Source organism: Streptococcus sp. HMSC057G03 (assembly GCF_001808745.1).
In the GTDB taxonomy this organism is placed as follows: domain Bacteria; phylum Bacillota; class Bacilli; order Lactobacillales; family Streptococcaceae; genus Streptococcus; species Streptococcus parasanguinis_Z.
Window position 1 is genome coordinate 30,931 of sequence record NZ_KV794429.1, and the last position, 26,143, is coordinate 57,073.

At 36.1% G+C, this 26,143-nt stretch carries 21 protein-coding genes and 2 pseudogenes; 19 read left to right on the forward strand and 4 right to left on the reverse strand.

All coding sequences use genetic code 11. From position 1 onward, the window contains the following. The first annotated feature begins 97 nt into the window (after window positions 1-97). Window positions 98-469, forward strand: a complete 372-nt coding sequence (locus HMPREF2686_RS07245) for a hypothetical protein (protein ID WP_003004846.1) — start codon at window positions 98-100, stop codon at window positions 467-469. Between the two features lie 426 nt (window positions 470-895). Here HMPREF2686_RS07245 and HMPREF2686_RS07250 read toward each other — a convergent pair whose 3' ends face one another. The 4 genes and pseudogenes from HMPREF2686_RS07250 to HMPREF2686_RS10220 form a co-directional block, all read right to left on the reverse strand. Then, window positions 896-1,126, reverse strand: coding sequence for a hypothetical protein (locus HMPREF2686_RS07250; RefSeq protein ID WP_049499762.1), 231 nt, complete (start codon window positions 1,124-1,126; stop codon window positions 896-898). 817 nt (window positions 1,127-1,943) lie between these two features. Continuing rightward, entirely contained in the window at window positions 1,944-2,579 is a 636-nt protein-coding gene (locus HMPREF2686_RS07255; protein ID WP_003003180.1) for an ABC transporter ATP-binding protein, read from the reverse strand. Window positions 2,580-2,581: 2 nt separating this feature from the next. Continuing rightward, the gene (locus HMPREF2686_RS07260) at window positions 2,582-4,591 is read right to left on the reverse strand and encodes a DUF1430 domain-containing protein (protein ID WP_070449972.1); all 2,010 of its coding nucleotides are present in this window, start codon (window positions 4,589-4,591) and stop codon (window positions 2,582-2,584) included. Window positions 4,592-4,638: 47 nt separating this feature from the next. Then, window positions 4,639-4,806: pseudogene (locus tag HMPREF2686_RS10220) on the reverse strand (lactococcin 972 family bacteriocin); the annotation flags it as partial. 170 nt (window positions 4,807-4,976) lie between these two features. Here HMPREF2686_RS10220 and HMPREF2686_RS07265 point away from each other — a divergent pair. The 18 genes and pseudogenes from HMPREF2686_RS07265 (at window position 4,977) to HMPREF2686_RS10225 (ending at window position 26,019) form a co-directional block, all read left to right on the forward strand. Beyond that, window positions 4,977-5,825, forward strand: a complete 849-nt coding sequence (locus tag HMPREF2686_RS07265; RefSeq protein WP_049498804.1) for a helix-turn-helix domain-containing protein — start codon at window positions 4,977-4,979, stop codon at window positions 5,823-5,825. Between the two features lie 499 nt (window positions 5,826-6,324). Further along, window positions 6,325-7,458 (forward strand): hypothetical protein, encoded by a 1,134-nt coding sequence (locus HMPREF2686_RS07270; RefSeq protein ID WP_049485547.1) that lies wholly within the window; start codon window positions 6,325-6,327, stop codon window positions 7,456-7,458. A gap of 14 nt (window positions 7,459-7,472) precedes the next feature. Then, window positions 7,473-8,363 (forward strand): C39 family peptidase, encoded by an 891-nt coding sequence (locus tag HMPREF2686_RS07275; RefSeq protein WP_049498805.1) that lies wholly within the window; start codon window positions 7,473-7,475, stop codon window positions 8,361-8,363. A gap of 36 nt (window positions 8,364-8,399) precedes the next feature. After that, complete coding sequence (locus HMPREF2686_RS07280; RefSeq protein ID WP_049498806.1) at window positions 8,400-9,530, forward strand: hypothetical protein; 1,131 nt, start codon at window positions 8,400-8,402, stop codon at window positions 9,528-9,530. A gap of 187 nt (window positions 9,531-9,717) precedes the next feature. After that, entirely contained in the window at window positions 9,718-9,987 is a 270-nt protein-coding gene (locus tag HMPREF2686_RS07285) for a hypothetical protein (RefSeq protein WP_070449975.1), read from the forward strand. Window positions 9,988-10,586: 599 nt separating this feature from the next. Further along, complete coding sequence (locus HMPREF2686_RS07290; RefSeq protein WP_049473200.1) at window positions 10,587-11,510, forward strand: hypothetical protein; 924 nt, start codon at window positions 10,587-10,589, stop codon at window positions 11,508-11,510. A 285-nt stretch (window positions 11,511-11,795) separates the two neighbouring features. Next, window positions 11,796-13,727, forward strand: a complete 1,932-nt coding sequence (locus HMPREF2686_RS07295; protein ID WP_070449977.1) for a DnaB-like helicase C-terminal domain-containing protein — start codon at window positions 11,796-11,798, stop codon at window positions 13,725-13,727. Window positions 13,728-13,823: 96 nt separating this feature from the next. After that, complete coding sequence (locus tag HMPREF2686_RS07300; protein WP_013903600.1) at window positions 13,824-14,072, forward strand: DUF3173 family protein; 249 nt, start codon at window positions 13,824-13,826, stop codon at window positions 14,070-14,072. Then, complete coding sequence (locus tag HMPREF2686_RS07305) at window positions 14,065-15,276, forward strand: tyrosine-type recombinase/integrase (RefSeq protein ID WP_070449979.1); 1,212 nt, start codon at window positions 14,065-14,067, stop codon at window positions 15,274-15,276. The genes HMPREF2686_RS07300 and HMPREF2686_RS07305 overlap by 8 nt, the downstream gene beginning before the upstream one ends. Before the next feature lie 214 nt (window positions 15,277-15,490). Continuing rightward, window positions 15,491-15,934: an LptM family lipoprotein gene (locus HMPREF2686_RS07310; protein WP_049507818.1), complete on the forward strand. Its 444-nt coding sequence runs from the start codon at window positions 15,491-15,493 to the stop codon at window positions 15,932-15,934. Window positions 15,935-16,083: 149 nt separating this feature from the next. Continuing rightward, the gene (locus HMPREF2686_RS07315; RefSeq protein ID WP_049507816.1) at window positions 16,084-16,536 is read left to right on the forward strand and encodes a hypothetical protein; all 453 of its coding nucleotides are present in this window, start codon (window positions 16,084-16,086) and stop codon (window positions 16,534-16,536) included. A gap of 108 nt (window positions 16,537-16,644) precedes the next feature. Further along, window positions 16,645-17,094 (forward strand): hypothetical protein, encoded by a 450-nt coding sequence (locus HMPREF2686_RS07320; protein WP_070449982.1) that lies wholly within the window; start codon window positions 16,645-16,647, stop codon window positions 17,092-17,094. Between the two features lie 177 nt (window positions 17,095-17,271). After that, window positions 17,272-19,008: an ABC transporter ATP-binding protein gene (locus HMPREF2686_RS07325; protein WP_070449985.1), complete on the forward strand. Its 1,737-nt coding sequence runs from the start codon at window positions 17,272-17,274 to the stop codon at window positions 19,006-19,008. Window positions 19,009-19,021: 13 nt separating this feature from the next. Continuing rightward, window positions 19,022-20,800 (forward strand): ABC transporter ATP-binding protein, encoded by a 1,779-nt coding sequence (locus HMPREF2686_RS07330; protein WP_070449988.1) that lies wholly within the window; start codon window positions 19,022-19,024, stop codon window positions 20,798-20,800. A gap of 190 nt (window positions 20,801-20,990) precedes the next feature. Further along, the gene (locus HMPREF2686_RS07335) at window positions 20,991-23,018 is read left to right on the forward strand and encodes a right-handed parallel beta-helix repeat-containing protein (RefSeq protein ID WP_070449991.1); all 2,028 of its coding nucleotides are present in this window, start codon (window positions 20,991-20,993) and stop codon (window positions 23,016-23,018) included. 113 nt (window positions 23,019-23,131) lie between these two features. Next, window positions 23,132-23,641, forward strand: coding sequence for a GNAT family N-acetyltransferase (locus tag HMPREF2686_RS07340; protein ID WP_070449994.1), 510 nt, complete (start codon window positions 23,132-23,134; stop codon window positions 23,639-23,641). Between the two features lie 129 nt (window positions 23,642-23,770). Beyond that, the gene (gene cls, locus HMPREF2686_RS07345; protein ID WP_070449997.1) at window positions 23,771-25,345 is read left to right on the forward strand and encodes a cardiolipin synthase; all 1,575 of its coding nucleotides are present in this window, start codon (window positions 23,771-23,773) and stop codon (window positions 25,343-25,345) included. Between the two features lie 15 nt (window positions 25,346-25,360). Beyond that, window positions 25,361-26,019, forward strand: a pseudogene (locus HMPREF2686_RS10225) (DNA alkylation repair protein). Window positions 26,020-26,143: the final 124 nt, after the last annotated feature.

Below are 26,143 nucleotides of genomic sequence, written 5' to 3' on the forward strand. Positions count from 1 at the left end.
TATCATTCAAAATTTGATTTTTTACTAATGATTTTAGTGAAACTAGGTATATGAAAATAATAATAAATATCTTTAGATATTTATAGGAGGAAAAATAATGAAAAAAATTATTGCTTTAGTTGTTTTAGTACTTGCGGTTGCCGGTGGAGTATTCTTTTTCTTGAATCAAAATTCAGGACCAGAGAAGCAAATTATTGGTACTTGGTATGATAGTAAACACGATTCAACTATCGTTTTCAATAGCGATAAAACACTAGAAGTAACAAATAATAAAGACGAATCTAGAGATGGAACTTGGAAAATCGCTGGGAAATACGTCAAATTAAAGGTTTCTAGTGCAGCGAGTGCTAAAGCTGAATTACCTGGAAAAGATGAAAAAGAAGTAAAATATTTAAAGATTCAATTTAATTCAATTGAAACTGTTAACAGTGATTTTCGTGTAGCAGACGGAACTTTTGAAAAACAGTAATATAATTTAAGTATCTATCTTAAATATAGTTAGAAGATAAATAATAAAAGGATTTAGAATTAAGGTTATTGTTAACATGATTCTAAGTCTTTTTTATTGTTTTTAATAAGCTTAATGGATCGAAAAATAGCAATAGTGTTAAAAGGGTAAATGTAGTAGTAAACAAAATCTTTCACTATTAAGTTTGTAAGCCATACTTGAATTTTGAAATTTTTAGTGGAAAAATAATAATAATAAGACAATTTCCTTCGTTTGACAAATGGAACTCAAACTATTTTTCATCAAATACCTTGATATATTTAACAAATAGTAGAAAAGGACTCAGTCCTGTGTAATACAGAACTAAATCCTTTGGATAGTCTATTTGTCTAACTTTTTTGGGGTAAGTACAATCTGAGTGCTAGGGTTTTATTATGTTATATTTTATTAATGATGATGATCTTTTTCAGGATTGCTCATAATATGTGTAAATATTTCTTTATATTTATATTTCAGATATTTTTCGTGTAGAATGAACAAAGCTACGTAAACAATCATAAAAACAATAGATAAATACAGCATATCAAATGTACTATGTCCAAAATAAGTTGCGGACTCATAAGATCCAATAGCTCCTAAGACCAACCAAGGAATATACTTGTAATACTTAGTTACCATAACACAGTCCCTCCTTTAATTAAACTAATGAGAATATCTAAAACTAAAAGTCATACCTGTACTTGTAGGATTATAATGATCTAAGGTCATCAAAGTGCTAAATTCTCAAACAAACTTCTACGGCCAATAAACGTGGAAGTTAATTTGTCAAAACAATGCTATTAAAAAATATAAGGGAAAACTTTTTTGTTAAATAAGGTTATCGTTACTATTAACCAAATATAGTTTTTAGCCAATCAACTATAAGTGGTCTAAGTAATGGGATTAAGAATAGGCCTACAATGATACCTAAAATAAATATTAGAAACATTTTTTTGAAGTTTCTTTTGTTCATCTATGGACACATCCTTTCAATGAATGGAATCCTCCCATCGCCAAATATCTAACAAATTGAAGAGTGGGAGCGATGATACACAGAATAAATAGTGATTTTTTTCACGTTTTCTACATCTTTCTTTAATATATATGATATACTAAACATATATCGAAATGTAAAAATGTCACATATATACACATAATTAGAGGTGGAACTGTTATGCGTTGGGATTACGGTACGATCTATAAAAAAATACGGAAATCAAAACATATTAGTCAAGAGGAAGTTTGCGCTGTAGTTTTACTAAATCTCTACGACTATAGATTAAAAATGTATACACTTCTATACAAATAGTAGAAAAGGACTCAGTCCTGTGCAATACAGAACTAAATCCTTTGGATAAATTATTAATCTAACTATTTGGGTGCACTTAACTTTCGGGATGTTTTGTTAGGAAATGAATATGTAACGTAATGAAAATCTGTGCTATTACCCTATTCTTCATTGACTAATTTTTAGGCTTACCACTTGATCAGCTTGTTTCCAAATGGTTGGATTATGTGTTGCAATAATGATCAGACGTTCCTTATTTTTTAATGTTAGGAGTAAGTCCATAATCTCCTGTGAGGTTTCAGGATCAAGAGCGGCAGTTAATTCATCTGCCAAAATTAGAGGAGGATCTTTTAAAATGATCTTTGCCAAGGCTACACGTTGTGCTTCTCCTCCAGAAAGCTCATATACTTTTTGATCTAGTTGAATATAAGATAGTCCTACTCTATCTAATACTTCTTCTTTAGTCTCTCTCTTTTTTTGTTTGTCTAATTTATGACCAATTAATCCCAAATCTAAATTTTCTGAAACAGTTTTATTATCGATTAGTCCAAAATTCTGGAAGAGATAACCGAGTTCATTTCTGAAATAGTTTGTTGGTTTAATCTTTCGTAAATCTTTTCCTTTATATTGAATACTTCCCTGATCATAAGGTTCTAGCTTGGCTACCATATTTAGTAAGGTTGTTTTGCCACAACCACTATTTCCGATAAGAGCATAGACTTTACCTGCATCAAAATTTAAGTTCAAATCACTAAATACCGTCCGGTCCCCAAAGGTTTTTGTTAGTTGATGGATTTTAATCATTTCTATGCTCCTTTCAATATAATACTAGCCATCCTATCTTCCTTACGAGAACGATGCATTAGTATTAAAATAGAATTCAAACCAAAGACGCAAGAGGTTAGAAAGACTACCCAAAGTTTATTTGTTAGCAAAAGACCAATAGCCCCTCCCAAAATGAAGATAACTATTTGCCAGATAAAAAATTTCTGGTGTAACTCAAAAAAATTTAATCCTGATATTTTCTTAATAAGAATAGTTTTACGAAATTCTTCAAAGTAGAGGATTGTCATTGTATTAAAGAGTAGAATTGAGGTAGCAATACCTAGAAAACCACCAGCAATGATTGTCAATATTTCAACTTGAATGTTGTGACTCATACCACGATAAACATAATAGGCAAGATCATACTGACTGATATATTTCTTTATTCCACCTTGTTCAACTAGTTTTTTAGTGGCATCCAAACCTTTAAAATACAGATAATCAGATGGATAAGTGAAGAAATCATTTCGATTTTTTCCAAAAGAGCTTGGTTTAAGGACAATAAGTATAGGATCACTTAGAAATTGTTGATATGAGATTGGTGTAGAATTATATACGAAACGCTTCTTATTGTTTGAAATATAGAAAACACGAGCTTTCATAGCCTGTTGAATTTTATTTCCCTTATCGTTTCGAATCGCTAGGAAATCTTCATAAATTTGACGCAATTTATCTTCTTGATCTTTTAATTTTTCAGGCAATAGTAGTCCAAATTCTCCTTCTCCAAGGCTATTAATGCTCTTCTTATCTTCTTCATTTAATTCTACATTCTGAACATCTAGATAATTAGGAGTCACATATAAGCTATTAGCATACGGATTGTAGTCATTTATCGACATTTTTCCCATTAAGGGATGTGAAGACAGACCTTTTAGATCGAATGATGCAAGTGGATGCTGAACAAGCATTCCTCCATTCTGAATGCCAGTTTCTATGAAGCTTTTCCATTGTTCTTCCAACATTTTTCTACTATCCTGATTTCTAGCCTCTGCCCCAAACTCCCTATTTGTTGAAAGCAATACCCAATCTTTTTGATTTGACCATGCTGTATCTCCAGCCTGATGCAATTGCCAAATAGTTGAATAGATACTTGTTCTATGAATGGTAAGTACTATTAAAAGAAAAGCAACCAATTGCCCCAAGTAAAGAATACCCATAATCTGTTTCAAAGGTAACTTTCCTTTGAGTAAAGAAACCAAATGTACCGCTTTAATACTTAAAACATAAAGAAAGCTAAAGAGTATAGAAAGGAACAAAAGTAACAAATTATAAGTTATGCTAGCTGAAAAAATAACTGGAATAGAAAATGGTGTGATATGGAATAGACTTACACCACAGATTCCAAGAAAAACCCCTGTAATTATCCCTAAAAGTAAATCTCCACAATCACTAATCATTGAGTTTCCAAAAATCTGAGTTAGGTGCAATCCAGAAATATATCGAATCCCAACTGTTCGCATTTCCTTGGTTTTTTGAATAATCATTAAGGCTATAAAAGTTAGTAGAAAAATGACCAAAACGAGTAATTGACTACCATTTCCCATATACGTAAATAAGCTAAGAAAAATATTTGGATATGAAACAAATGTTTGTGTGAAACCCAATGATTGAAGTTCATGATTTAATCTATCTAGAGTGAGATTTCCAGATAAAATATAATAATTGGACAATAAGCCACTATTGTAAAAATCTTCTTCACTAGCTTTAACAAGGCCGTTTGGGATATGGCCAGATCCAAATATTGCATAGGAAAAATGAACCTTACCTTTATCGTCTATTGTTTCAATTTGTTCACCAATCACACTGTCTGTTTCATTTGCTAATTGATCTAAACTGTATTTTACCTGATCTTTTGATACCTCTTTGTTCTGGGAAAAAATACTAATAGCTGGAAAACTATTGTGAATAACCACATATGAGGTTGAAAAACAAATCCAAAGTAGAAAACTTGTTATAAAGATATTTGAAAGGATGACAAATAAGCGCTTCATACTTTACTCACTTTCTAAAATTTTCATGAATAGTAATATAATCTTTTCTATGAGCTATGAATTTTTTTAAATCCGTAGTTAAAATATACTGTTTCACCAAAATTTCTATTTATAAAAGCTCTTGAGGTCTGATGAGAAGGAGCGTAAGCATATGATGATTTACTATCTCTTGCACGAGTTACGCTTGACCAGTGATATTTGTAATCATGGTAATAATTTGAAAATGCACCCCAGTTATTTGGATTGTGAAAGCATTAATACAAAAAATAAATAGTGATTTTCTTTTGCATATCTGAACCTCCTTCTTCTATATATATGATATACTAAATACATAACGAAGTGTAAAAATGTAACATTTATACACATAATTAGAGGTGAAGTTGTTATGCGTTGGGATTACGGTACGATCTATAAAAAAATACGGAAATCAAAACATATTAGTCAAGAGGAAGTTTGCCAGGATTACACTTCAAGAGCGCACTTGTCGCGTATTGAATCGAACCAAGTAGTGCCTAGTTTTGAGTTGATGGAGCATCTTCTAAAGCAAGTTGGCCTAGATTTCGAAGAATTTCGATATATATGTCATTCTTACCACCATTCCGATAGAGAAGAAATTATCTTATTGGCAGAAGATAACAATGCCTACCAATCAAATGATAAATTATTGGAACTGAAGAATAAGAGTGTAGCTTATTTAAGAAAACATCCTAATGATATTCCTGTGTCAAATATACTAAAGAGAGTAGAGGTCATTCTTTGTTTACGAGAATCTGGTCCAAATGAAAAGGTAAGAATAATGGCAACGGAAGCTTGGAACGAAATTAAAAATCAGGATGTCTGGTATCATAGTGACCTCAAATTAATTGTCGTTATTTTATTTACACTTCCACTAGAAACAGTGATTTCTATCTGTGATGAAGTGATAGATAGGCTCAATGATTACTCTGATTATACAGAGATTCTTCCCACCAAATATAAATTACTCTCAAATTTAGCCAGTATTTTTCTGTGGAATGGTTTGATGGAGAAATGTACGAGGATCAGTTATCTATTGTTAGATACGGCAAAAAAAAGTAAGCGATATGATTTTCTAGGAAATGCCAAAGTGACACTTGGAATTTGTTTAAGTGATAAAAAGCTAGTTGATGAAGGATTGCAACTACTCGAATTAACGGATGAACAAACACTATTGGAAGCATGTCAGTCAGATGTGAATCGTTTTTTCAAGGAATGAGTTTCTAAATGGATTTAGTCATAAAACGGTTTGAAGATATAATCGACATATTGTTGTATCCATGCTCAATGGTTATTGGGTAAGGGATGGCAACCTACACATTATCCCGTTAGATCAGCTAGTTAAGCAATATTTGAAAAAATGATCATTTAATTTAACAAATAATAATTTTGAATTGCACCTCAAATGTTAGAGTTCATCTAATATTTGAGGTGATTTTAATATGAAATACAATTATTTTCAATTATCAAATAAAGAGATTTCCGTTCAGAAGACTTTGATAGCATAGTTTGAACCAATAAATACTGAGGAAAATATTTTGAGTTCATTTATCTAAGTATAAAATGTGTATATAAGAGACAATTTGACATTTGCTTTTTTATTTTGTGTATTATTATTCTAGAAAGAAAAAAAGATTTCAATTTTAAAATCGTTCGTTATCTTTTTATTGTAGATAAATAGGTAATGAAGTAATGCTTAAGTCAGGAGGTATAGGCTGATGAAGAAAAAAGATCTTGTCAAACAAAAATTTTTAACTTTTATCATCCTTGGTATTATCATTCTCTTATCAGCCTGCACTCTTGTAGGACCACAAAAAAAATCTCCTTCCGGTAGTACCAATGTGTCTAGGAAAATAGGATTCGAGGAAAGAAAGGCAGAAGATTTATTAAAAAATTCTATTTCTATCCCTTATCCAGATGCGAAAATCTTTACACCTACCGCGCTGTCAAATGATGGGATTGCTTATGGCGAGGCTGTTGACCAAGGACACGAAGATCAGAATTATCTTGCCAGTATGAATTTACATACCAAGGAATTTCAAAAGATAAAAGATGTTGAAAGGACATCCAATCTGACTCATGTAGCTGTTAGCTATGTAGATCATGATATTGTTGTTTTTGAAGAGTATGATCAACTCAATCAGACAGGGATCTACTATCTTTGGAAGATAAAAGACAAATCTTTAACGACACTGATCGATAGGAGACCTATTGGAACGGTTCCAGTTACTCAAGTAGCTCGATCCAACCAGAAACTCTTTATAAATTATGAAGTAGGCGATAGCCTATATCAAATTGAAGAATTTGACCTTGAAACAGGGACTCATCAGACGATTGAATCAGAAAATAGCGGTTTTCCGACTGTCTTTAAAGATCACTTGTATTATGTACAAATTGATAACACAGCTTTAACTACAAAAATTGTAGCCTACTCCTTAAATGATGGGCAGAAAAAAGTTATAGATCAAACAAAGGATGATCAACGCTATTATGTCGATTTATTGACGAACGGGCACAATCTCCTTTACTTGGTTGCAAATAATAAAGATGCTTCGTTTACCTTCGAAAATAAAAACCATAAAAAGATATTTTCTACTTCACAGGCAGAAACCTCCATATATCGCAATATTTATCTCACATATATGGGAGAAAGAAGAAATGAGGAGCGTGTTAAATCTCAATATTATTTGTGGGATTTGAGGCATCGGATTCATTATTTATATGATCATGGCCCCATTTTACTATCGGATAAAGGGATTCTATGGATTCAATTCAAAAAGAAAGATAGTGAGATTCCAAAAGGTGAAATCTATCGAAATGAAAACTCCGTAATGCGCTATCAAGAATGGTAGAAAGGAGAAAAATCATGAGAAAAGTTCATTTATTCCTTGTACTTCTGACTTTGCTTGGTTTATCTGGCTGTACAGAGACACCAAAAGAAAGCCAAACAAGTCCTTCCAGCTCTCGTAAGGTTACATCCTCCTCATCAACAACAGTTAGTGTAAAAACAAAGGAGCGTACAGAACCTAATCCTCCAATGCCAGCAGAGGTAGCAGAGCGATTAAAAATTAAGGAAGGCAATACGGAAGCCGGTGGTCAGGAAACATTGCCATCTTCAAAACAGGAACAAGCTTCATTGAAAGAGAATACGCAACCTTCTCAGTCGGTCAAAAAAGAAACATCGTCAAAAGAGAATCAAGGAATCCGAAAACTATTGCCTATTTCTTTAAAACTTCAAGAAGAATGGTATTTCTGTGCTCCTGCGACAGTCCATATGATGCTGGCTAGTCGAGGAGTTAGCGTCTCTCAACATCAATTAGCTAAGGAAATGGGGACTTATAATCCCTATGGGACGCATAATCGAGATGCCATTCGCGTCTTGAATCAGAATCTATTTGGCTATCCAGAACCAAGTGGAAACCAAGCAGGTTATCGACTGGTTACTGTAACAGATGCTCGTCCAGGTTCTGAAGATATCCGGCTCTTTAAAGAACGTGTTCGCAAAGATATTGATGATGGGTATCCTCTCTATTACACCTTCAATGTAGCACAAATCTATCCTGGAAAAAGTGGGGAACATAATGTGATTGGAGTAGGCTATGAATTGACAGCAGATGGTAAGGACATCTCAGCAATCTATTATCTAGACCCCGATACACATGTACAGGATCCAAACTATGGAGGCTTGAAGAAACTGACACCAGAGGAGTTATTAGCAGCCATGGTCACATGCGGTGAGAAAAATTATGCTTGGTGAGAAAGTGAGTCGTGAAATGGATAGGAGGGATAACCTATGAAACGCTCTTATCTTTTTGGGATTTTATTTCTATTCTTCCTTTTGCTTTCTTGTTCTAAGGTCCAAACACCAATGTTTCAAGTTGATCCAGAATCGAATCTTTACTTGGTCACCTCAAAAAGTATTCAATCATATACTAAGAAAGAGAATAAGCTTGAGTTACATCGAGTAGAAAAAATTGATGTAGCAACGTATGTTAATCTCTGGTTTTCGTGTTTAAACAGTGGTGATAAGATGATCGTAACGGAAGGTGATGATTTTGCACCAATAGATCATCAAAATATCATTTCAATTGATTTTTCTAAAGGTGAGATGAGGAAAAATCATACTAAGAATTATGCAATGATGGGATCAGGTATCTCTTCTAATTACTTTTATACTGCTCAAACAGATGCAAACTCAGGAATATTAACAGTCTTTTCTCTTAATGGAAAGCAAGTTTTTCAGAAAAAATTTAACCAAATGACAGCAATTTCGAGTCAGATTGTTGCAAATAATTCTAACGTATATGCTGAGATTGCTTATCAAGATCCAAAACGAAATCGTCCAGAAGGCGTGTTGGATTCAGACTTAATAGTTCTAAATGAAAAAGAGCATTGGAAAGAAAAAGATAGAATTCGATTAACTTCAGATGGTAAAAAGGTTGAAATGTTAGAAGGCTTGGCAATTGTCAAAGATAGGGCATTCGTAAGTATCTCTGCAATTCGTGATACAGATACTTTTGAGAAGGTGGCAGGAAACCAATTGTTGTCAATCGATTTGCACACTGGAGAAAGGAAATTATTTACCTTACCCAATCCTTATCCTAATATGCTTTATCCAAGTCCAGATAATCATTACCTTGTCGTCAAGCACGAGGTAGAAGGAAAGAATATTTTATCTGTTCTTGATTTACAAAATGAAACTATAAAAGCCATTGTGTTGGATGACGATTCAGGTGAAACACCAAAAGAAATAAATTCTCTTACAATTTCAAATGAAAATATGTTGTATCTAACTACTGGTCGACATTTATTACAATATAGTCTCAAGGATGCTAAGTTGATTGAGAAACAGAAATTAAAATTGGGAAAAGATGATTTTCCAATCGGATTAAGAATCGTAGAAAAAGACTTAGGGTCAAATTAATAATAAAGGCTCATTGTCAACTGTAGTGGCTTGATAAAAAGTTACAATCTGGAGAGGACTAAATTAGTTCTCTCCTTCATATAAGAAGTAAGTTAGCATACGTTAGTCAGGATCCCTATGTATTTGAAGGGACACTGAGAGATAATTTAACTTTGGGAAATTCAAGAATGTAGATGATAGAGTAGAGATGTTTGCTCAATTAAAAGAAGAATTTATTGATATCATAATTATTGTTGCATTGTCAGAAGATGAATTAGAAAAAGTTCAGAAAGCTATTTTTAACGATAAGTTAGACAACTTACTTAAAAATATGTTTCAGAAGAAAAAGGAAAGTAGAAAGTACGCGAGAGATTTTATTGAAAAACATGTGGAATCTGTCATAAAAGATAGAGAAAGAATTACTGAGAAAGAAATATTGGAGGCGGTTGAGATAAGTAAAAATGTGTTTGTAGTATAATTAAATTCTGTTTAGCTACCAAAATGTGTTTGGTATCATTTTGGTAGCTAAACAGACAAAATGTTTTATTTTTTCACCGTGAACATAAATAGAATGTTAATTTATCAGCTTTCTTTTTCAGGTAAAATCAAATCTTGGAATTAGAAGAAAAATAGGCTTTGGATTGAAATAAATCATAAATAACTATACAAATTGTCTCTCCGTATAGGAATGATTTAGTGTTCTTCAGTTGAAACTATAATCCTAGGTATGAAATTAAAAAATTTTTTTAATTTGGTCATTAAAAATTTTTTCAAAAAAATTTTAATCCTATATGGAAGATCTTATAATGTGTATTATCATCCTTAAAATATCGCTATTTAGGCTATTTTAAAGGGCACTTTGTAAAGTGTCCTTTTTAAATTTTAGAAAAAATGGAGCAATTTTTGGTAGAAAAGGGTGACTTTTTTTGATTTTTCTTTTTTTTAGTTTTATCAAAAAATGGCAGACTATTAGTATGGAAAGAAAAATTTATTGAGTGCAAGAGAGTTGTAGCATCAGCTACAACTCTTTTTTTTGCTCTCAAACTCTTTTCAAATAAATATAAAAGAGGTTATATAATGCCTATAGATAAAAAAGAGAAAATCGAGAAGATTTTAAATGCGCCGACTTTGAATTTGCTAACTTCTGTTAATTTGAAAACAGTTGACAAAGTAAGGGATCCGATCACTAATCGAACTTCTATTCATTTAGGGACTGGTACGATTCATATTGAAAACTTTGATGCTAACAAAGATTATTTCAAACTCCGAGTTTTGAAGATGTTGGATTTATTGATTTTTCTTGTCGGGAAGAAGAACCAATATAAACTAAGTGAAGAAGAGGCTGTTAATTGCGTGGTTGAATTTTCAATTAAACAGTATGCAGAACTGTTGGGGAAATCTAACCCAGCAAGCATTTCAACGAAGAAGAATGTACGTCGTATCATTGAAGAAGCATTAAGCTTGCTAAACGATCTTTCTATTAGTACTGCAGAAAAGAGAAAATCGGAAATTAAAGAATTCAAAGATATGAAACTGATTGAGGAATTCAAATGCAAAAAAGAAGTTTATACAGTTCAATTGACTGAAAAATTCGTTAGATATTTAATTACTTCTTATGTTACTAATTTCCCCATCAGACTTTTTAAAATTGATGAGCGTAGTAAAAATGTTTATTCTCTTGCAAAGAAACTAATCTACCATCAAAGTAACCATAATAATCGAAGAAAAAAGACTAATGAAGTCATATCAGTTGAAGTTCTATTGAATGTATGTCCTGAAATTCCTGCAATCGAAGAAGTTAGATTGAAAAAAGGTGGTTGGAATTCAAGAATTGAGGAGAGCCTTGATAATTCACTTACTAAACTAGTCAATGATAAAATCCTGATAAGTTGGGAATACTGTGATTCTAATAACAATCCTTTATCGGATAAACAGTTAGAAATGGAATCATTTTTTGAATTTAAAAATTTTAGAATTCGTTTTAAAGTTTTAGGGATTTAAATTTACTGATTTATCGATTTACTTCGATTAAATCAGGATTTATGGGGTATGTTGAATTAGAATTTGGGGTATGTTGAATTAGAATTTGGGGTATGTTGATTTTGTAAAAAAATTTTTCACCCTTGGTATAACTGATATTTTAGCATCTCTGATTTTCAATACTAATAATATTAATAAGCAGCATATGCCTTCAATTTTCGTATTGAAGGCAATGCTATAATTTTGCCTGTAAGAAAAAAAGTCCGGATTTTATTTTTTTACTGGAAACTACAAGAGGAGAAAAAAATGTTTGAAGAAGAAAAATCTTATTTGAAAGCATACATTGAACAAATCTCTGAATCAAGTCGTAAAGGTGGTAAAGGAGCATATATTTGCCCCCTCTGCCACAGTGGTGAAGGAAGAAACAGAACTGGTGCTTTTCATATTTACGCTGAAACCCAATGGAAGTGTTTCTCTTGCGATAGAGGTGGAGATATCTTTGATCTTATCGGCTATGTAGAAGGAATTGATAAATTTAAGGATCAATTGAAGCGTGTCAGAGAGTTGTTTAATCTATCAACTGAATGTGATGAATTCAAGGACCAGAGGACTGAATGTTTGAATTCCAATGTTATCTTTCCTTTAAAGGAAGAAGAGAAAAAAGATAATTATTTAAGCTTTTATAATGAGGCCACAAAGCATCTCTGTGAAACTGACTATTTTCTTAAACGAGGGTTGAGTTTTTCAACAGTCCACCGATTTAAAGTTGGCTACGTAAAAAAATGGAAACATCCTCATGTGACTAATCCTAATGTTCCTGAAACACCTCGGTTAATTATTCCTTTAAGTGAAAGTTGTTATTTTGCTCGTGATACAAGAGAAATTGTACCAGAATATCAATTGAACTATACTAAACAGAAAGTGGGAGGAAGCGATCTTTTTAATAAAAGTGAACTCTTCAAAAATTCAACGGATCCAATTTTTATTGTAGAAGGCGAAATAGATGCCATGAGCATCGTTGAAGTTGGTGGAAAGGCAGTAGGACTTGGGAGCATTGGAAATATAAATAAATTAATTAATCTTATTTCTGATCTAAAAGTTTATCGTACATTCATTCTCTCATTGGACCAAGATGAAAAGGGGAGAGAGGCTGAACTAAAATTAGCAGAGCAATTTAGAAGTAAGAAGATAAAATTTATTTCTTACAAATTAACTATTGATGATGTAAAAGATCCTAACGAAATGTTAGTGAAAAATAAAGGAGTATTTAACAAAATGGTGGAAAATGCAATCAATCAAACAAAAAGTGAAAAAGAACGGTATCTTGAATATTCAACAGCTAATCATCTTTCGAAGTTTTTTAATGGCATTACGAATGGTTCTAATAATACATGTATTAAAACAAATTTTGAAGGTCTAGATGATCTGTTAGAAGGTGGTCTTTACGAAGGCTTGTATTGTGTTGGTGCAATTTCCTCCCTTGGAAAGACAACATTTGTAACTCAGATTGCTGATCAAATTGCAGCACAGGGAACAGATGTTTTGATTTTTAGTATTGAAATGTCTAGGTGGGAAATAATTAGTAAAAGTATTAGTCGTCACACTGTTATCGAATCTATTGCCTCTAATAGTGATATCAGGAATGCAAAAACAGCACGAGGAATTACTGAGGGGAGTAGATATGCAGGTTACAGCACCCCAGAGATTGATTTGATTAAAAAAGCTAGAGAAAATTACGCTCAATACTGCAAAAATATTTACATTGTAGAAGGTACTGGACTTATTGGTGTGGGACTAATTCGGGAAACTGTTGAAAAGCATATCAAATATACTGGAAAAGTACCCGTGGTTATTATTGATTACTTACAAATTCTATATCCGGTGGATGTACGATTAACTGAAAAACAAAATACAGATAGATCGGTAATAGAATTGAAAAGGATCAGCCGAGACTTTAAAACACCAGTGATCGCTATCTCTTCTTTTAATAGAGAAAACTACAAATCTATTGTAAGTATGCAGTCTTTCAAGGAAAGTGGAGCCATCGAATACTCTAGTGATGTTTTAATTGGACTTCAACTTAAAGGTACTGGACGAGAACACTTTGATGTTAATGAAGCTAAATCGAGAAATCCACGAGAGATTGAGTTAGTGGTTTTAAAAAATCGTAATGGAAGAACTGGCATTAAGATGGAATTTGACTATTATGCGATGTACAATTATTTTAAAGAAAAGTAGTTTAAGGCTTTTGGTTAATGATCTAATTTGTTGAACTATTATAAGCCTTATCAAAAGATGGAAATCTCTGTAATTAAGAATTAGAAGGAAGAGATAATGCAAACAATAAATCATACAGAATTAATGAAATTAGGTTTTCCTGAACATACGGCACGGGATATTATAAGACAAGCAAAGTTAATTGCTGTTCGACAATTTGAAGAATCTAGAGCTTTATCGAATAATGTGGTAGAATTAAGTAAATCACCATTTGATAATTCTCGTCTTAATTTAGCTCCTACGTATATTGTAGAAGAATTACTCGGCTTTAAGTTGCTTTCTGAAAGAAAGGAACAAAATGAGTAAAAAATATAAATGCGTAAGTCGAAATAAGAAAGGAAAAATTTACTATGAAGTTGAATTCAGTGTAGATCCTTCTACGGGTGACCGAAAGAGGTTTAGGGTTAAATCTTATAAAGATCAATTTGGAATTGATTTTAAAACAGAAAAGCAAGCCTTTGACGAAGTCTGTAGGATAAGAACTGAATACAATGCTAAAATAGCTAGTGCCAGTGCAAATAGGCCACAATTAGATATTCCATTTTCAAAATTTATGGAAGATGTTTATTTGCCTTATTATAAGAAAACTGTTCAGTCCGTAACCTATCAAACTGCTTATCCTCAGTATAAGACTTTTATTGAGGTTTTTGCTGACAAGAAATTGTCTGAAATCAATGTTCGGGAATGCGAAGATTTTAGATTATCTTTAATGGAAGACTACTCTCCAAACTACGCAAAAGGACTTTGGTGTAAACTGAAGAAGTGCTTAAATTATGCAGAACGCTTGGAATACATCGAGAATAATCCTTGTCGCAAGTTAGACAATCCTAAAGGAGAAAAACCGAAAACTGAATTTTGGACTGTAGAGGAACTTGATAAGGTATTAAAAACTTTTGATCAGACAGTTTATGAAGAGAGGCAGTTTTATACGGCTATCTGGCTTTATTTTATGACGGGGATGCGAGTCTCTGAGGGTCTTAGTTTAAAGTGGTCAGACATAGATCTTAAAAATAAGGTTATTCATATTCAATCTACCCTCGAATATCAAGGGAATGGGAAATACGTTCGAAAAGAGCAGACAAAAACTAGGGCAGGAATGCGTTTCTTAGAAATAGATGACGAAACTGTTAAAGTGTTGCAAAATTGGAGAACTGTACAAGTGTATAATAGAGAAGATAATTTCGTATTAGCACGGTTTAACTCTCCAATGAACAAATCTACCTTAAGTCGAATGTTAAAAAGGCATGCACTAGTGGCTAAGGTTCCGGTTATTACTGGGAAAGGTCTACGTCATAGTCATGATTCATTTATGATAAACGTTCTAAAAAAAGATGTTTTGTATGTCTCGGCTCGTTCAGGAAGAACGGACAAGGCTACAACACTAAACACCTATTCTCATTTCTATGATAGACAAGTTGTTACTGGTGGTGCTGAGATAACAGAGGCATTAGGAGAGCTGGGATTAACTGCAAATCCCGCCACAATCCCGCCAAGTAAAGAAACCAAGTAAAAAATAGCTGTGTGAGAACAACTAAAGCAACGACGCTTCAGTTACTCTTAAATAATAGAGTTTCCAATCAAAATGAAAACCGAGGTTTAGGCCTCGGTTTTTTTGTGCATTCTTTCTTTTATGATTTTTACAAGCCATGTATTATCTAATCTTTCATTGAGATACGAAAAAATTATTGCTATAATAGGGATATTCGTTGAAACAAGGAGATGGTATGAAAAATTTTAAACAGATTTTTTTGGCTTTAGTTGCAGTTTTTGCAGCAGTCCTCTTAGTAGCCTGTGGTCTAAAAAGTGATAATGGGACTTATGTATTCGAACCCTCAACAGAAGAAGTGAGGCAGATGCTACCAAGTCAACTTGCTTATATCATTACAGATGATTATAAATTTAGGGTTTCGATTATCATTAAGGACAAAGAAGGCGTTATGAAGGTTCAAATAAAATCAAATGTTCAAAATACCAATCAATCCTATGATTTTAAGGTTGACCAAAAACACAAAATATTTGTAATGAAGAATGATGACAGTGGGACAAAGATGTCGTATAAAATTTCTAATCATATGCTAACCTTTATGGATGTGAAAGAATCAAACTCGAGTGGTTCTGATATTTTTATAAACTTTATAAAAATGGCTAAGTTTAAAAAAGTTAAATAATTTAGCGAAGGTAGGTACGGATCCTGCCTATTTAATCGCTACATATTAGTTGATAAATATATTACAAGAGTATTACATTTGGAATATTTCATTGCCGTGTGTCTGAATTGTTGATATAATAGGGTGAATCTAACTAAAAAGGAGAAGTTATGAAAAACTTTAAACGTATTCTTTTAGCTTTCGTTGCAGTTTTTGCAGCAGTCCTCTTGGTGGCATGTGGTGCCAAAAGTGATAACGGGACTTATGTCTACAAACCATCAAAAACTGAAGTGAAGGAAATCCTTGAAGAACAAGGTGCTCCAAGTTCAAGTGTAGATGCATTGATCGACAATGTTAAATTGGAAGTTTCAGTGACCATTAAAGATAAAACAGGTAGCCTTAAAATTAAAGGTGAAATGATGGGACAAAAAACAGACCAATCATTTGATATGAAAGTTGACCAACAAAAGAAAACTCTTCAATCAAAAACAGGTGAAGGTGAAAAGGTTAAATACAAAGTTTCTGGCGATGTATTCACTTTTGATTTATCTGGAGAGAAAAGTTCTGATCACGCAGCCGCTTTGGAAATGTTTAAAAACGCTAAATTCAAGCGTACAAAATAATACAAGAGAAGGGCAGAGGTTATCTGCTCTTTTTCTTCTTTATAATATCTTGAATCAGAATTAGAATAATGGTAAAATCTGATTATAAAGTACATTAGGAGATTGATTATGAAAATATTTAAACGTATTCTTTTAGCTTTCGTTACAGTTTTTGCAGCAGTCCTCTTGGTGGCATGTGGTGCCAAAAGTGATAACGGGACTTATGTCTACAAACCAACAAAAACTGAACTCAAGAAGATTCTTGAAGAGCAGGGCTTATCAGGTAGTCAATTAGAGTCTATTGGAGACGTTATTAATTTTGAAGTTTCTATTAAGATCAAAGATTCTAAAGGAACCCTCAGCATCGCGGGTGAAGTCGCTGGTCAAAAGAATGAGCGATCTTATGATGTTAAAATCAATCAAAAAGAGAAAACAATCTCGTCAAATGATGGTAGAGGAGAAAAGATTACATATAAGGTCGATGGTGACTATTTGACATTTGATCTTTCTAAGTTAAGTAATAGCAACCAAGGGGATCTTATGATTCTTAAAAATGCTAAACTCAAACGCACGAAATAATGCAAGTGAAGAGCGGGGAAACCTGCTCTTTTGCTTTACTTTTATGACTAGTTTGGTATAATGAATGAGACTACAGATGGGACTGGGGCAGGAATGATTTTCTTTGAAAATGATTTCGTCTCGCTCCCTCTTTTCTGTGTGATCAAGGTTATTATTTATGGAAAAGGAGAATCATCTATGCTTTATATTTGGTCTTACTTGAAAAAGTATCCCAAGTGGCTAGCCCTGAATCTATTTTCAGCGGTCCTGTTTGTTATTGTCAATTTGGGCTTGCCAACGATTCTAGCTCGCATGATTGATGAAGGAATTAACCCGCGTGATGTGGATCGGCTGTATTTCTGGGGCTGGGTCATGTTTGCGATCATTTTGCTCGGGATTGTGGGACGGATTATCTTGTCTTACGCGGTTGGCCAGCTAACGACCACCATGGTTCGCGATATGCGCAATGACCTCTATGCTAAGTTACAGGAGTACTCGCATCACGAGTATGAGCAAATCGGGGTATCGTCATTGGTCACTCGCTTGACTTCTGATGCCTTTGTTTTGATGCAGTTTGCGGATTCTATGTTGAAGATGGGGGTCATCACACCCTTGATGATGGTTTCTAGTGTTCTCTTGATTCTGACGACCAGTCCTTCTTTAGCGTGGATTGTAGCGGTATCTGTACCATTTCTTGCTGTCGTCGTCTGGTATGTAGCAGTTAAGACACGTCCACTTTCCGAGAAGCAACAAAAGACACTCGACCATCTCAATCAATTTGCGCGTGAAAATTTGACAGGACTTCGTGTGATTCGTGCCTTTGCCCGTGAGGAATTCCAAGAGGATAAATTTGCGGCTGAAAATGAAGTCTACGCGGAAAACTCGAATAAATTGTTCAAACTTACTGGTTTGACAGAACCCCTATTTGTGCAGATCATCATTGCTATGATTGTGGCGATTGTCTGGTTTGCTTTGGATCCTCTTCATGACGGTAGTTTGAAAATTGGGGACTTGGTTGCCTTTATTGAGTATAGCTTCCACGCGCTTTTATCTTTCCTCTTTTTAGCCAATCTATTTACCATGTATCCTCGGACTGCGGTTTCTAGCCGTCGGCTCAAGGAAATCATGGACATGCCCATTTCGATTGATCCAAATGAGAATGGTGTAACAGAGACAGCATCTCGTGGCTATTTGGAATTTGACAATGTCACCTTTGCTTATCCAGGTGAGACGGAGAGTCCAGTTCTCCATAATATTTCCTTTCAAGCCAAACCTGGCGAAACCATTGCCTTTATCGGCTCGACCGGTTCTGGGAAATCTTCACTTGTGCAGTTGATTCCTCGATTCTATGATGTCACTTTAGGAAAAATTTTGGTGGATGGTGTAGATGTCCGTGACTACAATCTGAAAGCCCTTCGCCAAAAGATTGGTTTTATTCCGCAAAAGGCCTTGCTCTTTACAGGAACCATTGCTGAGAACCTTCGTTATGGGAAAGAAGATGCCTCTGTACAAGAGCTAGAACAAGCGGCTGAAATTTCCCAAGCCAAGGAATTTATCGACAGTCGTGAGGAGCGCTTTGATACGCATTTGGCAGAAGGTGGTAGCAACCTTTCAGGTGGTCAAAAACAACGCTTGTCCATCGCTCGTGCCGTTGTCAAAGATCCAGATGTCTTTATTTTTGATGATTCCTTCTCTGCCTTAGACTACAAGACGGATGCCACTTTGCGCAAGCGTCTCAAAGAAGTTACAGGAGATGCGACCGTTTTGATCGTAGCGCAACGCGTGGGAACCATTATGGATGCGGATCAAATTATTGTCTTGGACCAAGGGGAGATCGTCGGTCGAGGAACCCACGATGAATTGATGGAAAGCAATGAGATCTATCGTGAAATTGCCAATTCGCAGCTCGATAGTCCATCATTGACAGAAGAATAGAAAGGAGAAGCAGATGAAACAAGAACAAAACAGTTTTAGTAGACTATGGACCTATTTGAGAGCCTATCGCTTGGAAGTTTGCTTGTCCATTTTCTTAAAAATTCTAAGTGTCGTCATGAGTGTTGTCGAACCCTTTGTTTTGGGGCTTGCCATTACTGAGTTGACAAAAAATCTCATGGATATGGCAAAAGGCCTTGCGGGAGCTGGTCTTAACACCTCCTATATCGCGATCATTATGACGCTCTATCTATTCCGTGGGGTTCTCTATGAGTTGGGATCTTATTATTCCAACTATTTCATGACCAATGCTGTTCAAAAGACCGTTCAGGACATGCGAAATGATTTGTCTCATAAAATCAACCACATTCCCGTTTCTTATTTTGACCGGCATCAGTTTGGAGATTTACTAGGACGTTTTACTAGCGATGTCGAAACCGTCTCGAACGCCTTGCAACAGTCCTTTTTACAAATCGTTAATGCCATCTTTACCTTGCTCTTTGTTATCAGCATGGTCTTATACTTAAACATCCAGCTGGGGCTAGTAGTCATCTTGTCCATTCCGATCACTTATTTCAGTGCTCGATTTATCATGAAAAAATCTCAGCCTTACTTTAAAGAGCAGGCAGATGTTTTGGGAGCCATGAACGGCTTTGTGCAAGAAAATTTAACAGGCTTTAATGTCCTTAAGCTGTACGTTCGGGAAAAATCTTCCCAGGAAGAGTTTCATGATATTACCCATCACCTTCAAAAGGTAGGTTTCAAGGCTAATTTCATTTCTGGCTTAATGATGCCGATTTTAAATGGGATTTCAGATTTGACTTATCTCGTTATCGCTTTGTTTGGTGGCTTGCAAGTGTTAGCAGGTCGTTTGACTGTCGGGAATATGCAGGCCTTCGTTCAATATGTTTGGCAGATCAACCAACCGATTCAAAACTTGACCCAATTGGCAGGACAGCTACAAAGTGCTAAGTCGTCTCTAGATCGGATTTTCCAAGTCATGGATGAACCAGATGAAGTAGCAGATGTGACAGAAACCCTCTCTGGAGATTTGACAGGGCAAGTCAGCTTTAAAAACGTGGATTTCCAATATGTAGCGGACAAACCCTTGATTCGTGATTTCAACCTAGAAGTCAAGCCAGGTGAAATGGTGGCCATTGTCGGACCAACCGGAGCAGGGAAAACAACCCTGATTAATTTGCTCATGCGCTTTTACGATGTGACTGCAGGATCGATTACAGTCGATGGTCATGATATTCGCCATCTGTCTCGCCAAGATTACCGCAAACAATTCGGAATGGTGCTTCAGGATGCTTGGTTATATGAAGGAACCATCAAAGAAAACCTTCGCTTTGGCAATCTCGAGGCAACGGATGAAGAAATTGTTGAAGCCGCAAAGGCAGCCAATGTCGATCACTTTATCCGGACACTCCCTGGTGGTTACAATATGGAAATGAACCAGGAGTCTAGCAATATTTCTCTTGGGCAAAAGCAACTTCTAACTATTGCGCGTGCGCTCCTTGCTGATCCTAAGATTTTGATTTTGGATGAAGCGACGTCTTCTGTCGATACGCGTTTAGAGCTCTTGATTCAAAAAGCCATGAAGAATTTGATGAAAGGGCGGACTAGCTTTGTTATTGCTCACCGCTTGTCTACCATTCAAGAAGCAGATAAAATCCTTGTCCTCAAAGATGGCCAAATCATCGAGCAAGGAAATCACCAATCCTTATTAGCAGATAAAGGATTCTACTATGAGCTCTACAATAGCCAATTTTCAAATAAAAAAGCGGAATAAGCTCGTGTCATCAAAAGAGGTTTGAGAAAGCATTCTCAGCCTCTTTTTTCTTACTCACTTTTATTACTACATAAAAAGGTTAACATATCTGCAACAAATTGATACAGAATATTCACACAATTCACCTTGTTTGTCATGATATTTTTTATTAGGATAGAATCATTGTAAAAAATAAAAGGAGAAATGTGTGATGAATCATTTAAACAAAGATATCGTTTTTGGCATTCGCAAGTCTAAACTTGGAGTCTTTTCTGTCGTGATTGCGATCATGGGGGCTTGTTTTTTGACTGGAAAATCTGTGGCAGCTGATCAAGCTGGAGAGCAGGAACAAGTTCAAATACAAGGGCAAGAAGCGATAACCTCTGATCCTGCAAGCTCTCAAGTAGATACCAGCCAATATGGAGCATCTATGCCTTACACCCGTTATGAGGCAGACAAAGGAAACCTCCTTGGAAAGGCAGAGGTAGAGCAGTCTCAAGACAGTCACTCAACAGCTATTGAAGCTTCTGATCAGACTTATGTTGCTTTAAAAGAAAAGGGAGATGGTGTTTCTTTTAAGGTCAATGAGCCAGCCAATGCCTTAACTGTACGCTACACGGTACCAGATGGCGCAAGTGGACAACTCGATGTACAGGTGAATGGTCACAGTGTTCAACAATTGGACCTTTCATCTACGTCTAACTGGCAGTACTTGAATGACAAAGGTGTACACGATAGTGCCCAGGCGGATACACGCGCTCGGTTCCAATTTGATGAAGTACACAGCCTCCTTCCAGGACTTCAGCTTCAAAAAGGAGATGTGGTTTCACTGGTGAAAAACAGGTCAGATGACGTCCATTATGGTCTTGACTTTGTGGAATTCGAGCAAGCTCCAGACCCGATTGCTCAAGGGGATAATGCTATCAATATTGTTTCTAAAGGAGCTACGCCAAACGACGATACTGATGACAGCCAGGCTCTCTATGATGCGATTTATGAAGCTAAACAAACCGGAAAGAATGTCTATATCCCAGCTGGGCGATTTAATCTCAATCGAAAAGTCGGTATCGATGCTTCTGATATGAAGATTTCAGGGGCTGGTATCTGGCATACCCAACTGCATTTTACTAGTGACCAAGCTGGTGGTGGTGGATTTGACTTCCTTCACCAAGACAACCATGTTGAATTTAGCGATGTCTATCTGTCCTCCAACCTTCGTTCACGCTATGGTGAAAATGCTCAGTACAAGGCCATTTCTGGAACGCCAGGGAAGAATTCTCATATTCACGATATTTGGGCCGAACATTTTGAAGTCGGCATGTGGATTGGCGATTATGCTGGAAAAAATGATATGAAGTACACAGATGGTCTAGTGGTAGAAAATGTCCGTTTGCGCAATAACCTGGCTGACGGGGTCAACTTTGCCCAAGGGACTAAGAATTCGATTGTCCGCAATTCGAGTATTCGTGGAAATGGAGATGACGGACTTGCCAGCTGGTCAAGTATTGCGGATGGGACAGAATCGGCAGTAGCAGAAAATAATAAATTCTTGCACAATACGATTGAACTCGGTTGGCGAGCTGGTGGTGTTGGGATCTTTGGTGGAAAAGGCCATGAGATTGCCTACAATCGGATTAAAGAGAATATCGGTGATGCTGGAATTCGCTTGACGACTGTCTTTAAGGGCCATAACTTTGATTTGAATGAAGAAGGGATTCGGGTTCACCACAATCTCTTGGAGCGCACAGGAACGAAGAGCGATATCTACAACAAGGATCGTGGATCGATTGATGTTGAAACGCGCTATGGAGATATTAAAAATGTCACAATTGAGGACAATGTATTTGTAGCGCCATTTGATACAGGTGTGACCGATCACCTCAATCCAAATGGAGGTATCCTAAACCATGTCGAAGTCAGAAACAATCAAACCATGAGTCAACTCTCTCATTCAGCACAAGCAGGACTATCTGCTCCTGCTTCAAAACCAGTTGGACAAGCCTTGAAGGTGAAAGAAAAACCCCTTCAAGCAGGCGCAGTGAAAGCTTCCCTTCAACCATCGAAAGTTCAACCGTCTAAAAAACAAACCGGCCTGAATCTAAAACAAGCAAAGACAGTCACTGAAACAGTCAAACCGAACTATGTGCTAAAATCAACAAATTCCAAGCAAAAGAGCTTTTTGAAAGCTCCGAGCGCTTTATTCCTTTACCGGATGATGGGGTTACGTCAAACGGTTTAAGAAGGATGGAAATCCTGGATACAATTCCAGGATTATTTTGCTTGCTGCTAGTCCTTCATTGACAGTGAGGAGGCATATCGGTATACTAGGTATAATCTAATTAGGAGGCCACCATGATGATTCGACCCGTTCTGCTCAGCGATGCAGCAGCTATCCGAGCGATTTACCAACCTTATGTAACAGAGACAGCCATTACCTTTGAGGTTGATGTACCGACTGTCCAGGAATTTGAAAGTCGCATCATAAAAACGCTGACCCAATTTCCTTATTTGGTCGCAGAAGTGGATGGGAAAGTTGTGGGGTATGCCTATGCTTCGACCTATTATGCACGCGCTGCCTATGATTGGACCACTGAATTGTCTATTTATGTAGCAAAAGAAGCGCGTGGACAAGGGATCGGATCGGCCCTTTATACTGCCTTAGAAGAGGAGTTGCAAGCACGAGGCTACTTACGCTTTCTGGCTTGTATCGCAGTTCCGAACGAAGCGAGCATTTCCATGCATGAAAAGCGAGGGTATGTCCAAGTGGCTCATTTCCCAAAGATTGGCTATAAGTTTAACAAATGGCATGATATCGTCTGGATGCAAAAGACGATCGAAGGGCCGGTGAGAAAAATACAGTAGAAATCACGACATTTGTAAATCGCAATAGTTAATTATCCCTGACTTTTTCATAGGCTAAAATGATACTAATAAAATTACTGAAAGAGACCGGAAAGTTGTGATGGTCTCCCCTACATGAAAGGAGCCTTTATGACTGAAGAACAAAGTGCTAGGCTGTTACCTCAAAAGCCCTCCAGATGGGCCAAAATTCTACTTAACCGAAAGGTTCCCATTCTTCTGTTCTTCTTACTGGAATTGGCCTTTCTTGTCTTTTCATATCTCAGTCTACAAGAGCATTTCCCATCCATTATCTTATGGGAACACTTGTTGAGTGTCTTTACCTTCTTTTACTTGCTCAATCGTTCCATGGATTCTCGTTCCAAACTGTCCTGGGTGATTATCATTGCCCTCTTTCCAATTTTTGGGACAGCTCTGCTTTACTTTTCGTTAGCTGATTTGGGTGTGAGACGCTTGAAGAAGCGGCTTGAGGATGCTACAGTGCAGGCATCTGACTATCTAAGCACCGATCCAGAAGTTGCTGATTATTTATCCCAAAGTGATCGCCAATTACAGAAATTAGCTAATTTTTTGGAGCATAGTCCAGCACAGTTTCCTATCTACAGAGACACAGAGGTTACCTATTTTCCACTTGGAGATGACATGCTACCAGCCTTGTTGGAGGATTTGAAAAAGGCCGAGCGCTATATCTTCATGGAATATTTCATTATTGATGAAGGGATCATGTGGGGCGAGATTTTAGCCATTTTGGAGGAGAAGGCCAAGGCAGGTCTGGATGTTCGTGTCATGTTTGATGGGATGAATGAGATGACTACCTTGTCCTACGATTATATCGAGCGATTGCACAAGGTTGGCATTAAAGCTCAGGCCTTCTCACCAGTCAAGCCTATTCTATCAACCTATTACAATTACCGAGACCATCGAAAGATTACAGTGATTGATGGTCAAGTTGCTTACACTGGTGGCGTTAATATCGCTGATGAGTATGTCAATAAACTAGAACGCTTTGGTCATTGGAAGGATACGGCCCTTCGATTAGATGGTTCAGCAGTTCAAACGCTAAAAGCTCTCTTTTTGACCATGTGGACAGTGACCGGAATAGAAGACAAAGCGGATATGGAGCGCTATCTACAAGAAAAACCTCAACAAAGAAAGAGCCAGGGCTTGGTTCTTCCTTATGGCAATTCACCGTTGACCTACCACAAGGTTGCAGAAAATGTTTATTTACATCTTCTGAATACATCTACTAATTATGTCTATATCATGACGCCGTATCTGATCTTGGATGATGAATTGGTTCGAGCCATGACATTTGCGGCCAGACGAGGTGTGGATGTTCGTATCATTATGCCAGGGATTCCAGATAAACAGTATGCCTTTGATATTGCGACGACCTATTTTAAAGCCCTCTTGGATGCTGGCGTCCGTATTTTCCGTTATACCCCAGGCTTTGTCCATGCTAAGGTTTATGTTTCTGATAGCCAACAAGCGGTGGTAGGAACCATTAATACAGACTACCGAAGTCTCTATCAAAATTTTGAAGATGGGGTTTATCTCTACAAAAATCTGGAAGTGCTTAAGATTGAAGAAGATTTTGAGAAAACCCAGGCTCTCTCAGAGGAAGTTACTCTGGATAGCTTGTCTAAAATGCCTATAACTCATCGTCTGGGTGGCTATCTCTTTTCTTTGATTGGACCTTTGATGTAAAAAAGGAGGCATCATATGGATACAAAAATTCTTTTGAAATTGTTAGAAGACCAAGTTGATCCAGCGAAAGTCCCAGCAATGGAAGCTTATATGAAAAATAAATTCAGCTTTCTTGGCGTTCAAAAACCAATTCTCAAAAAGATTGAAAGAGATTTTTTAAGCTTTTCATAAAGAATCCAATTGATTGGGCTTTTGTGGAAGAGTGTTGGCAGCAACCCTACCGTGAGTTCCAATATATTGCTATGGATTATCTGGATAAAAAGAAGAAGGAGCTTATACCTGAAGATTTTCCAAAGCTAAAGGAATTGGCTCAAACCAAATCATGGTGGGACAGTATAGATCAATTGGACCTTATCATCGGAGAGATTACTTTTCACTATCCAGAAACCAAGCAGGTTATGCTGGATTGGAGTAAGGATCAGGACTTTTGGTTGAGGCGGATTGCCATTGATCACCAGCTTATGAGGAAAGAAAAAACAGATACGGATTTGTTAGAAAAAGTGATCCTCAATAATCTAGGTCAAAGCGAGTTCTTTATAAATAAGGCAATCGGCTGGAGTTTACGCAATTATTCCAAGGTTAATCCGGATTGGGTAGGGGCCTTTATCGACCGCTATCGAGAGCAGTTATCTCCTTTGAGTATTCGAGAAGGAAGCAAGTACCTACCTTCTTGACAGTTTGTGGATGTTCATGGTAAACTAGAATTATGCGATGAGTCGATTGGCTCTTAGGAGCCTTTTGCGCTGAGGAGGTCTACATTCAATTGTAACGCAGGAGCGGACCTTGAACAGTTGTGTG

Coding starts and splice junctions, on each gene's coding strand:
- HMPREF2686_RS07325 (WP_070449985.1), top strand. CDS start 17,272: ATGCTTTATATTTGGTCTTACTTGAAAAAGTATCCCAAGTGGCTAGCC.
- HMPREF2686_RS07265 (WP_049498804.1), top strand. CDS start 4,977: ATGCGTTGGGATTACGGTACGATCTATAAAAAAATACGGAAATCAAAA.
- HMPREF2686_RS07295 (WP_070449977.1), top strand. CDS start 11,796: ATGTTTGAAGAAGAAAAATCTTATTTGAAAGCATACATTGAACAAATC.
- HMPREF2686_RS07305 (WP_070449979.1), top strand. CDS start 14,065: ATGAGTAAAAAATATAAATGCGTAAGTCGAAATAAGAAAGGAAAAATT.
- HMPREF2686_RS07280 (WP_049498806.1), top strand. CDS start 8,400: ATGAAACGCTCTTATCTTTTTGGGATTTTATTTCTATTCTTCCTTTTG.
- HMPREF2686_RS07320 (WP_070449982.1), top strand. CDS start 16,645: ATGAAAATATTTAAACGTATTCTTTTAGCTTTCGTTACAGTTTTTGCA.
- cls (WP_070449997.1), top strand. CDS start 23,771: ATGACTGAAGAACAAAGTGCTAGGCTGTTACCTCAAAAGCCCTCCAGA.
- HMPREF2686_RS07285 (WP_070449975.1), top strand. CDS start 9,718: ATGTTTGCTCAATTAAAAGAAGAATTTATTGATATCATAATTATTGTT.
- HMPREF2686_RS07290 (WP_049473200.1), top strand. CDS start 10,587: ATGCCTATAGATAAAAAAGAGAAAATCGAGAAGATTTTAAATGCGCCG.
- HMPREF2686_RS07270 (WP_049485547.1), top strand. CDS start 6,325: ATGAAGAAAAAAGATCTTGTCAAACAAAAATTTTTAACTTTTATCATC.
- HMPREF2686_RS07275 (WP_049498805.1), top strand. CDS start 7,473: ATGAGAAAAGTTCATTTATTCCTTGTACTTCTGACTTTGCTTGGTTTA.
- HMPREF2686_RS07330 (WP_070449988.1), top strand. CDS start 19,022: ATGAAACAAGAACAAAACAGTTTTAGTAGACTATGGACCTATTTGAGA.
- HMPREF2686_RS07315 (WP_049507816.1), top strand. CDS start 16,084: ATGAAAAACTTTAAACGTATTCTTTTAGCTTTCGTTGCAGTTTTTGCA.
- HMPREF2686_RS07340 (WP_070449994.1), top strand. CDS start 23,132: ATGATGATTCGACCCGTTCTGCTCAGCGATGCAGCAGCTATCCGAGCG.
- HMPREF2686_RS07310 (WP_049507818.1), top strand. CDS start 15,491: ATGAAAAATTTTAAACAGATTTTTTTGGCTTTAGTTGCAGTTTTTGCA.
- HMPREF2686_RS07300 (WP_013903600.1), top strand. CDS start 13,824: ATGCAAACAATAAATCATACAGAATTAATGAAATTAGGTTTTCCTGAA.
- HMPREF2686_RS07255 (WP_003003180.1), bottom strand. CDS start 2,579: ATGATTAAAATCCATCAACTAACAAAAACCTTTGGGGACCGGACGGTA.
- HMPREF2686_RS07245 (WP_003004846.1), top strand. CDS start 98: ATGAAAAAAATTATTGCTTTAGTTGTTTTAGTACTTGCGGTTGCCGGT.
- HMPREF2686_RS07335 (WP_070449991.1), top strand. CDS start 20,991: ATGAATCATTTAAACAAAGATATCGTTTTTGGCATTCGCAAGTCTAAA.
- HMPREF2686_RS07260 (WP_070449972.1), bottom strand. CDS start 4,591: ATGAAGCGCTTATTTGTCATCCTTTCAAATATCTTTATAACAAGTTTT.
- HMPREF2686_RS07250 (WP_049499762.1), bottom strand. CDS start 1,126: ATGGTAACTAAGTATTACAAGTATATTCCTTGGTTGGTCTTAGGAGCT.